Below are 10944 nucleotides of genomic sequence, written 5' to 3' on the forward strand. Positions count from 1 at the left end.
TCTTCGCTGAAGAGGCGGGTTCACCTTCGGGTGGTCCCGCCTTTTCGCGTTTCCGGGAGCGTCGCGAGCAGCGGGCGGCTCGGGGAAGGGCTGCGGGCGCACTGGCGGCCGGGCCTCGAGTCTGCTAGTGTTGCTCGGCTGCCTCTGATCCGACCGCTCATCTGCACCGTCGCGCACTCGTGTCTCCCCGTCGCGTCGCTCGTGAATGTCTGAGGTTCGGGCCAGGCTGGCACAGGACGAAAGGATCCTCGTGGCCCTCATCTCACTCGCACTTCGACATGCCAAGAAGTACTGGCTCTTCATCGTGGCCGTGCTCGTGCTGCAACTGCTCTCCACGATCGCCGCGCTCTGGCTGCCCAGCCTCAACGCGCAGATCATCGACCGGGGCATCGCACGGGGCGACACCGACTTCATCTGGCGCACCGGCGGCTTCATGCTGATCGTGTCGCTCGGTCAGCTCTTCACGGCGGTCGCCGCGGTCTACTTCGGGGCCCGGACCTCGATGGGCGTGGGGCGCGATCTGCGTCGTGAGGTCTACCGCAAGGTCGACTCGCTCAGCACGCTCGAGGCGACCAAGTTCGGGGCGGGCACCCTCATCACGCGCGGCACCAACGACGTGCAGCAGATCCAGATGCTCGTGCTCATGACCCTCAACTTCATGGTCTCCGCACCCATCATGGCGATCGGCGGCATCATCATGGCGCTGCGGGAGGATGCGGGCATGTCCTGGCTCGTGTGGCTCTCGGTCGCGGTGCTCGCGGTGATCGTGGGCTTCCTCGTCTGGCTGCTACTGCCGCTGTTCCGCAAGATGCAGGATCGCGTCGACTCGATCAACAGCGTGCTGCGCGAGCAGATCATGGGCATCCGCGTGGTGCGCGCCTTCGTGCGGGAGGACTTCGAGGTCGATCGCTACGACGTGGCCAACCGCAACATCACCGATGTCTCGGTGAGGGTGGGCAACATCTTCGTGCTGATGTTCCCGGTGATCATGATGGTGCTGCACGTCGCCACGGCGGCCGTGCTGTGGTTCGGCGGGCACCGCGTGGACCAGGGGCTGGTCGAGATCGGATCGCTCACGGCATTCCTGCAGTACCTGCTGCAGATCCTCATCGCAGTGATGATGGGCGTCTTCATGACGATGATGATCCCGCGCGCGGTGGTCTGCGCCGAGCGCGTCCGGGAGCTGCTCGACACCGAGTCGACTCTGGAGTTCCCCGATGCCGAATCGGTGCCGACGCCCGAGGCCGGTCGCGTCGAGTTCTCCGGTGTGACCTTCGGCTTCCCCGGAGCCGAGAAGCCGGTCATCAAGGACGTGAGCTTCGTCGCCGACCCGGGTAAGACCACCGCCATCATCGGCTCCACGGGAGCCGGCAAGACGATCCTGCTGAACCTCATGCTGCGCCTCTACGACCCGCAGCAGGGATCCATCACGGTCGACGGCGCCCCCGTCTCCGCGCTCACCCGCGCCCAGCTGGCGTCGACCGTGAGTCTCGTGCCGCAGCGCCCGTATCTCTTCTCGGGCACCATCGGATCGAACCTGCGCTTCGGACGGAGCGACGCGAGCGACGAGGAGCTGTGGGAGGCGCTGCGCGTGGCGCAGGGAGACGACTTCGTGCGCGAGAAGGAGCAGCAGCTCGACGAGCCGGTGTCGCAGGGCGGCACGAGCGTGTCGGGAGGCCAGCGTCAGCGGCTGTCGATCGCCCGGGCGCTCGTCGCGAAGCCCCGCGTGTACCTGTTCGACGATTCGTTCTCGGCGCTCGACGTGGCCACCGACGCCAAGCTGCGCGCCGCACTGCCCGACGCGACGAGAGGCGCGACGACCATCATCGTCGCGCAGCGCGTGTCCACCATCACCGAGGCGGACCAGATCCTCGTGGTCGAGGGCGGCGAGATCGTGGGGCGCGGTACCCACGCTCAGCTGCTCGAGACCAGCGAGGTCTACCAGGAGATCGTCCGATCGCAGCTCGAAGAGGCGGAGGTGGCGTAATGGCCGAGAAGAAGACGAAGCAGCAGGCCGACGAGTTCGAGCTGCCCGACGACTACCAGCCCGACGGCGACGACTGGTTCGGCGGGCAGCCGACGAAGAAGGCGAAGCACTTCTGGCCGGCGGCGAAGCGCCTCATCGGCCTGCTCGCGCCGGAGAAGTGGCTGTTCTCGCTCGTGGTGCTGCTGGTGATCGGCTCGGTGGTGCTCACCGTGATCGCGCCGAAGGTGCTTGGCCAGGCGATGGACGTGATCTTCAACGGCGTGCTCGGCAAGCAGCTGCCGGCCGGTGTGCCGCTGGAGCAGATCGTGGCCGGCGCCCGGGCCGAGGGCAACGCGCAGTTCGCGGACATGCTCGAGGGCGCGAATGTCGTGCCCGGCGAGGGCATCGACTTCGGGCTGCTCAGCCGCCTGATCCTCGCGGTGCTGGCGCTCTATCTCGTCGCATCGTTCCTCATGTGGCTGCAGGGGTACATCCTGAACCGACTCGTGATGCGGATCATCTACACGCTGCGCCAGGACATCGAGGCGAAGATCAACCGCCTTCCCCTGAGCTACTTCGACGGCCGCCAGCGCGGTGACGTGCTGTCGCGCGTCACCAACGACGTCGACAACATCCAGCAGGCGCTGCAGCAGGCCTTCTCGCAGCTCGTGCAGTCGCTGCTCACCGTAATCGGCATCGCGGCGATGATGTTCATCGTCTCGTGGCAGCTCGCGCTGATCGCGCTGATCGCGCTGCCGCTGTCGGGCATCATCGCGGGGGTCGTCGGCGTGCGCGCGCAGAAGCTCTTCGTGGCGCAGTGGAAGAACACCGGCGACCTCAACGGACACATCGAGGAATCGTTCACGGGCCACGAGCTCGTGCGTATCTTCAACCGCGACGCGGAGATGATCGAGGAGTTCGATCGCCGCAACGAGGGGCTCTTCGAGGCCGCCTACCGGGCGCAGGCGCTCTCGGGAACCATCATGCCCGCCATGCAGTTCGTGCAGTACCTCAGCTACGTGCTCATCGCGGTGGTCGGCGCACTGCGCGTGACCGCGGGGCAGATGACGCTCGGCGATGTGACGGCGTTCATCCAGTACTCCCGCGAGTTCGCCCAGCCCATCGGAGAGATGGCCGGCATGGCGAACATGCTGCAGTCCGGCGTGGCGTCGGCCGAGCGCACCTTCGAGCTGATCGACGCCGAGGAGCAGGACCCCGACACCGTCACCGAACGGCTGCCCGAGCGCACCGACGGCCACGTGGAGTTCGCGAACGTGTCGTTCAGCTACGTCGAGGATCAGCCCCTCATCGAGGACCTCTCGCTCGAGGCGCGGCCGGGGCACACGATCGCGATCGTCGGCCCGACCGGCGCCGGGAAGACGACGCTCGTCAACCTCATCATGCGGTTCTACGAGCTGAACAGCGGGCGCATCCTGCTCGACGGGGTCGACATCACGCACCTCTCGCGGGCGGAGCTCCGCGGCCAGGTGGGTATGGTGCTGCAGGACGCGTGGCTGTTCGAGGGCACGATCCGCGAGAACATCCGCTACGGGCGTCTCGACGCCACCGACGACGAGGTGGTCGAAGCCGCGCAGGCCACGATGGTGGACCGCTTCGTCCGTCAGCTGCCCGAGGGCTACGACACGGTGATCTCGGAGAACGCATCGTCGCTCTCCGCGGGTGAGCGGCAGCTGCTCACGATCGCCCGCGCGTTCATCGCGAACCCCTCCCTGCTGATCCTCGACGAGGCGACCTCGTCCGTGGACACGCGCACCGAGGTGCTCGTGCAGAAGGCGATGCGGGCGCTGCGAGCGGATCGCACCTCCTTCGTGATCGCGCACCGGCTCTCCACGATCCGCGACGCCGACACCATCCTCATGATGGAGAACGGCAGCATCGTGGAGCAGGGCTCGCACGAGGAACTGCTGCAGCGGAAGGGCTCGTACTACGCGCTCTACCAGGCGCAGTTCGCGGGCGAGGACGCCGAGGAGCTGGCCGAGGAAGTGCTCACGGGCGCGGTCCCGGTCGTCACCGGAGCGACTCCGGTCATCGGCGGCCCGGAGGCCTAGGCGCGACGCGGTGCTCGTACACCTCGTTGTGCGAGCACCGCATTCCGGGGAACGGTCGGCAGTGAGCACCCGGCGGTGAGCACTCGGCGGGGAACGCCCGGCGGGGAACACCCCGGCGGGGGACATGCCTGCCGCTGATCATGGTGACTGACGAGCACGGCTGCGTACGAACGGGCCGGCGACATCCGGTAGACTGGTACGGCTCCCCACGTGGCGCTATCTCGGGAAACTCCCCCAGGGCAGAAATGCAGCAAGGGTACTCGGGCTCTAGCGGGTGCGTGGGGAGTCTTGCATTCTCGCGAGTTCCGGCGCTGCCTCGGGCGCTCGCTCCTGCTTCTGCTTCTGCTTCTGCTTCTGCTTCTGCTCCCTCCGCAACGCGCGTCAGGAGTTGCGGTCATTCGTCCGGTTTGGTGACATCTACTGACGCGCGGACATCGGGGCTGCGGACATCGGGGCTGCGGGATCGGTGCGGCCATCGGGATCGAGGGTAGGCTCGACTGGTGGATCGGGGTCGCGCAGGAGCGCTCCGGAGAACTGGGGAGAAGATGCGTTCCTCGATGCGCCGTCGGTTGCTCGTGTGCCTGGCGCTGCCGCTCGCGGCCGTACTCGCCATGCCGGCGGCTGCGCAGGCCGTCGGCCCCGACGAGCCGGTGTCTGAGGAACGCGGCGATCGACCCGACACCGGATCTCCGCTCGCCGACGCGCTCATCGAGGCGGTCGAGGAGGGGGCGACGGGATCGGCGGAGATTCTCGACGAGCTCTCCCTGCCCGAGTCCGGCGGCGGCAGCCTGAGCTTCGACGCCGCCGGCCAGGTGACCGCCACCGTCACCCTCGCAGGTTCCGGGCGTGATGACACCCTGGACCGGCTGGCCGAGATCGCTGAAGTGGACGCCGTGTCGACGCTCATGCCGGTCGCGACGGTGCGTATCGATCCCGGGCGCATCGCCGAGGCTGCAGAGATTCCGGGGGTGCGGGGGATCGTCCCCGCGCTGCAGCCGTTCACCGGACGAGAGCTGGGCGCACGGGCGGCCGGACCGGCGCAGGCCGCGCCGCTCCCGGTGTCTCCTGCCGTGGGCAACGAGTCCTGCGGTCCGATCCCGGTCGAAGCCGACGGGCCACTGCGCTCGGCGGAGGCCCGGAAGGCGTTCGGCGTCGACGGCAGCGGCGTCACGGTCGGCATCATGTCCGATTCGTTCGCCCGGACCTCGTGGCCGACTTCATGGCAGGATGACGTGGCCTCGGGCGCATTGCCGGGTCCGGGCAACCCGTGCGGACGCACGCAGGCGGTGGAGATCATCTCGGATCGGCTCGGCGGCGGCAGCGACGAGGGCCGCGCCATGGCGCAGCTCGTGCACGGCATCGCTCCCGGCGCCAAGCTGCTCTTCGCGGACCCCGGCACGAGCGACCCTGCGCAAGGGAGCACGAGCGATATCGGAGCGGCTGAGAACATCGTCGCGCTCGCCCAGGCCGGCGCCGACGTCATCGTCGACGACATCACCTGGCCGCAGGAGGCCTATTTCCAGAAGAGCTTCATGTCGGCGGCGATCGAGTACGTGAAGGAGCACTACGGCGTGGCCTATCTCACCTCGGCCGGCAACGCGAACGGTGTCGGCAGCCTGGGCGCCTCGAGCGGCGCTCCGGTGTCGTCGTGGCAGACCGCCCAGTACCGGCCGATGGCCTGCCCGGGCTGGGTGAACGCGGGCGCGGGAGCCGACTGCCTCGACTTCGACCCGGGTCTCCCAGAGGTCGCCTACGACACCCTCACCATCGATCCCGAGCTCGGCTGGGCCACGTCCATGCGCGCCCTCGCGTCGATCGGGGAGCCGGTGTTCGGGGTGACGACGAAATACGAGTTGCACTTCTACCGGGACAATCCCGGTGATCCCGTGCCGTTTCAACTCGCGAGCATCCCGTCGCTCGGTGCGATCTATCCCGGCCTCTCCGGCAACGTCTCCGTGGCGCCGGGGGATCGGGTGCGGATGGTGATGGTGCGCACCGAGCATGATCCCGCGAAGCCGGATCCCGCGGTCTATCTGGGCTTCGTCCGAGGCGGCGACGCCATCGCCCAGCGCGAGTTCATGGGCAGCCGTGCACTCGGATCGAGTGCCGCCGACCGTGTGGGCGAGACCGCGTTCGGGCACGGGGGAGACGGCTCGGCGGTGAGCATCGCCGCCGCGGATTGGGCCGATCCCACCGCGCTGCGCGACTACTCGTCGCTGGGCCCGAGCACGCAGATCTTCGAGCCGCTCACGCTGCCCGTCCTCGACGCGGTGCCCGCGGAACGACTGCCCGAGCCGCAGCTCATCGATGCACCGCACGCGGTGGCGGTCGACGGCACGCAGACCACCTTCTTCGGAGACGACTGGGGCTCCGGCGGCGCGCCGGAGTACCGCTTCTTCGGCACCTCGGCCGCCGCGCCGAACGCCGCCGCCGTGCTGGCTCTGGGAAAGTCCTACGCTCCGGCGATGAGCAACGCCGAACTGGCGGAGCACCTGCTGGTGACGGCCCGGGGCCCCGCGGACGGCGGCCCCGCGAACCCGTACGCGGCGGCGGGTTTTCCCGACTCGCACGTGACCGGGACGGGGATCGTCGACGCCTATCGCCTGCTCGACGCGCTGCCGAAGCGCCCGGCGGCACCCACGGGCTTCTTCGCGACGGAGATCACGCAGGATTCGGCAGAACTGCGCTGGGACGAGGACGACGCGCCCCAGCACCGCTTGGAGGTGCGTGACGCGGAATCGGGGAAGACTCTGGTCGCGGAAGATCTCGATGGCGCGGCGAGCAGCCGGACCGTTGCCGACCTGACGCCCAACCATCCCTACTCCGCCTCGCTCGAGGCTCTGAACGAGGCCGGCCCGAGCTGGCCCGTCGGGGCCGAGTTCATCACCCTGCCGCTGCCGCCGACAGGTCTTGCGGTCGCCCGCGCGACGGACGGAGAGATCGAGCTGGTATGGCAGCAGGAGGGGACGCTGGATCACTACCGTCTCAGCATCGTGCCGCATCGCGCAGCCTCGAACGGGAGTGCAGGATCGGCTCCGCCGTCTGCGGCGCTCTCCCCGGCCCAAACCGGGGAGGTTGTCGAGCTGACGGCGGGCACCACCTCGCACGTGTTCGCGGGGCTCGACGCCGAGACCCGCCACACGGTGATCCTCGAGGCGCTGAACGCGAACTGGCAGGGCGGAAGCGTGCAGATCGAAGCCGATACCCTCGCTGCGCAGCCGGTGCTCGTATCGACGCGGACGCTCCCGCCGACGGGCGGGCAGAGCGGCGCTCCGGTGCTGATCGGCGCGGGTGCGCTGATCGTGCTGGGAGCCGCAGTCACCGCGATCACGCTCGTCCGCCGCCGCGGCGCCGGAGACCGGAACGATGAATCGCAGTCATGAAAGTTAAATTCAGTCCATTCTTGTATTGTCAGTTAATAATTTGCCGAATGGGAGAGCATACCTCTAGGATCAGTGCTTAGAAGGGTATCTGGGGGCGACGCACAAATCGTGTGTCGGAATGGATGCGCTTCGGGGGACAAATCAAGGGGGAACTTGTGGACGCCACACAAGAGCAAATTCGGCGACGCCGAGCGGGGACGAGAACACTGGCAATCGGGGCCGTGACGGCGTCGGTGGCGATGGTCGCAACGGCGCTGATCGCACCGGTCGCGAGCGCGGACTCGCAGACCACGACCAGTGCTTCTGCGGCTCACGGCCACCTGCTGTGGGCCGACGGACTCGGTCTCGACATCCTCGGGGCCGGCTCGACCACAACCGAGTGGCGGGCGGCGGGGCCGAACCTCGAAGATCGGAACGGCCTCGACGTCTCGGTGCTCGGCGCGATCAACCTGGGGGTTCCGGGTCTGACGCTTCCGATCGTCAAGGAGAACGCCGACGATCCGGGGCTCCTCTGGCTGGGAGCCGCGGGTGCGCTGGAGAGCTACAGCCTTTCGGAAGCCGAGAACACCTCGGTCTCGGCCAGCGGCCTGCTCGGCAGCGACGGCAGGCTCGACCTGACCGCGATCGACAACGCTCCCGGCGAGAACGCGCGCATCGACCTGACCGATCTGCTCGACCAGCTGCAGCTGAGCGGGCTGACCGACGACATCCTCGATCAGGCGTCGATCGAGCTGGGCGCTCTGGGCGCCCAGGCTGAAAAGGACGGCACCACGATCGATCGCCAGTACGCGATCGCAGAGCTCGAGCTCAATCTGCACAGCCAGGTGCTCGACGACGTGACCGGCGCGGTCGACGGGGTTGTCGGAGGCGTCGGCGCGACGCTCGACGGCCTGCTGGGCGAGGGCGGCGCTGTGCATACCGCGGTCTCCGGCCTCGTGTTCCCGCTGCTGAACGGCATTCTCGGGCTCCTGGGCGGTAGCGCAGCACTTGATCTGAGCGTCGACACGACGGGGCTGGTGGACGAGCTGCGAGCCGAGTTGCTGGCTGCCCCGCTCAACAATGCCACGACGGCAGAGGGCGACTACTCGGTCAGCGTCGATTTGGCGAGCGGTACGATCTCCGTCAATCTCGAGCAACTGCTCGTCGGCCCTGGCGGCCCCTACGCGGGGCAGACCCTGAGCTCTCTCCCGCCCAACACTGATCTGCTGACCGATGACGTCCTGAATGCCATCGTTTCGGGCGCGACCAACGCTCTGACGGGAACGGGACCCAACTCGCTCACCTCGAAGGCTGACCAGGTCGTGCGCAACGGTCTGTACAAGCTGGGCCTCAATATCGACGTGATGGCCGGTGTGGGTTCGCTGCTCGGTACCCTGCACCTCCAGGTGAAGGACGTTGACGGCGGAGTTCCTACCCTTGGCGGCATCCTCGGCATCGATGGATACAAGGACGTGGCGTGGGAGCAGGGTCCCAACAGCAGCGGCCTGCTCGGTGTCATCGGCAGCATCCTCGGAGGGGTGCTCCAGTCGCTCAACGGCATTCTCGCGCAGGTGGGCGGTATCTTGGATACTCAGGTGATCCAGCCAGTGCTTGCAAACCTGAGCACCACGCTGAACGCCACCCTGCAGCCGGTAGTCACTGGTCTGCTCGGCGGGGCGAACCCGCTGCTGAAGCAGGTGCTCGACGGGGTCGTCGGCGTGACGATCAACGAGCAGCCGGATCAGGCGCCGCTGAACACGAACGGCGACTTCGGGTCGGGCAGCTACACGGTGCGCGCACTTGCGGTGACCGTGCTGCCGGCGCTCGGCGGCGACGCGGTCGGGGTGCAGCTCGGATCGGCCACGGTGAAGGCCGCGGATGACGAGAATCCCGAGAACAGTGCGGACGCACGTGCGGCCGCCTCTGCCTCCGCCTCGGCGAACGCGGACGACGACAGCAACGCTTCGGCCCAGGCCGCTGCCCAGGCCGCCGCCTACGGCGACCAGTCCTCGCAGGCCAGCGCCCAGACCGCGGCCGATGCGAATGCCGCCTCGCAGGCCGCGGCTCAGGCGAGTGTCGAGGCCGGTGCCTCCAGCGACGCCTCGCAGGACGCGAGTACGCAGACGAACGCAGCGGCTCAAGCAGCGGCCGATGGCGGCACGGCCGACAACAGCGCCGATTCGAAGGCCTCCGCCTCCGCCTCGGCACAGGCGAATGCCAACGCCAACGCCGCTGCGGACTCGGCTGCCAGCTCGAATGCCTACAGCACCTCTTCGGCGAACGCCTCGGCGACCGCGGGAGCCAATGCGAGCACGAGCGCCAGTTCGGACAACGACTCGAACGCGAGCTCGAACAACAACGCGAGCTCGAACAACAATGCGAGTTCGAACAACAACGCGAGTGCCAATGCGAACAACAACGCGAGCGCGAACGCCAATGTGAACGCCTCGGCGTCGGCTTCGGCCGACTCGAATGCGAACGCGGCGGCCCAGGCGGCGGCGAATGCGGATGCCACCACCTCGGCGAGCGCCAAGGCCACGGCCAACGCGCAGGCGGCGGCGCAGGCCGCAGCGAATCCCTCCGCTTCGACCAACGCATCGACCCAGGCCAACGCGGCCTCCCAGGCGGCGGCCCAGGCCGCTGCGCACTCGCAGGCCAACTCCGACAGCAACGCGTCGGCGTCGGCCAAGACCAACTCCAACGCCTCGGCCGCGGCGAAGGCCGCTGCGATCGCGAACGCCTCGTCGAACGCTTCGGGCGACAACCCGAATCCGAACACGAGCAAGTGCGTCACGCCGCGCTCCAAGTCGGTCTTCCTCGACACTCCCACGAACCACAAGTTCTACAAGGAGATCGACTGGATGCACTGCATGGGGTACACCACCGGTATCAAGCGCTCAGGGGGCATCGACTACGGTCCGCAGCTGCGCCTGAGCCGTGAGGCCATGGCGGCGTTCATCTTCCGCATGGAAGCGCCGAAGAGCTACCAGGCTCCGACCGTTTCACCCTTCGCGGACATGAAGCCCGGCGACAAGTTCTACCGTGAGATCGCGTGGATGTACGAGGCGGGCCTCTCGACGGGCATCAAGAACCCCGAGGGCGGCAAGCCGAACTACGGTCCGAAGCTGCGTCTCAGCCGTGAGGCGATGGCGGCGTTCATCTACCGCCTCGAGGCTCCGAAGGGCTACGCGCCCCCTGCCAAGTCGCAGATGCTCGACATGAAGCGAGGCGACAAGTTCTACACCGAGATCTCGTGGATGGTCGATGAGCAGCTCTCCACGGGCATCAAGGTGGAGGACGGCCGCGAGTTCTGGCCGAAGTCGCGCCTGAGCCGTGAGGCGATGGCGGCGTTCATCTACCGTCTCGTGAACAGCTACCGCGCGTAGTATCGAGCGGTGAACGGGCCCGGGCGAGCAATCGTCCGGGCCCGTTCCCGTGTCCGCATCGGTCGGATTTCCCGATCAGCGGATGGATGCCCCGCTCGACCGACAACTAGGCTGGTTCCATGACTTCTTCTCGGGGTGCCGCGGTGGTCGGGGCCGGCCCT

4 protein-coding genes and 1 other RNA gene are annotated in these 10944 nt (G+C 67.9%); all 5 read left to right on the forward strand.

Features of this window, described 5'->3' with window-relative positions:
* The first annotated feature begins 250 nt into the window (after positions 1 to 250).
* The 5 genes from AMS65_RS00345 (at position 251) to AMS65_RS18970 (ending at position 10783) form a co-directional block, all read left to right on the forward strand.
* The gene (locus tag AMS65_RS00345) at positions 251 to 1987 is read left to right on the forward strand and encodes an ABC transporter ATP-binding protein (RefSeq protein WP_053382217.1); all 1737 of its coding nucleotides are present in this window, start codon (positions 251 to 253) and stop codon (positions 1985 to 1987) included.
* Positions 1987 to 4035, forward strand: a complete 2049-nt coding sequence (locus AMS65_RS00350) for an ABC transporter ATP-binding protein (RefSeq protein WP_053382218.1) — start codon at positions 1987 to 1989, stop codon at positions 4033 to 4035. Before AMS65_RS00345 ends, AMS65_RS00350 begins: the two co-directional genes overlap by 1 nt.
* Before the next feature lie 197 nt (positions 4036 to 4232).
* Positions 4233 to 4329, forward strand: an RNA gene (gene ffs / locus AMS65_RS18480) — signal recognition particle sRNA small type.
* A gap of 263 nt (positions 4330 to 4592) precedes the next feature.
* On the forward strand, positions 4593 to 7418 hold the full coding sequence (locus tag AMS65_RS00355; protein WP_157501972.1) for a fibronectin type III domain-containing protein: 2826 nt from the start codon (positions 4593 to 4595) through the stop codon (positions 7416 to 7418).
* 221 nt (positions 7419 to 7639) lie between these two features.
* A complete protein-coding gene (locus AMS65_RS18970) occupies positions 7640 to 10783 on the forward strand; it encodes a choice-of-anchor G family protein (RefSeq protein WP_053382220.1) in 3144 nt (1047 codons plus the stop codon).
* Positions 10784 to 10944 lie beyond the last annotated feature (161 nt).

It is taken from the genome of Leucobacter celer subsp. astrifaciens, from assembly GCF_001273835.1.
GTDB classification, from domain to species: Bacteria; Actinomycetota; Actinomycetes; order Actinomycetales; family Microbacteriaceae; genus Leucobacter; species Leucobacter celer.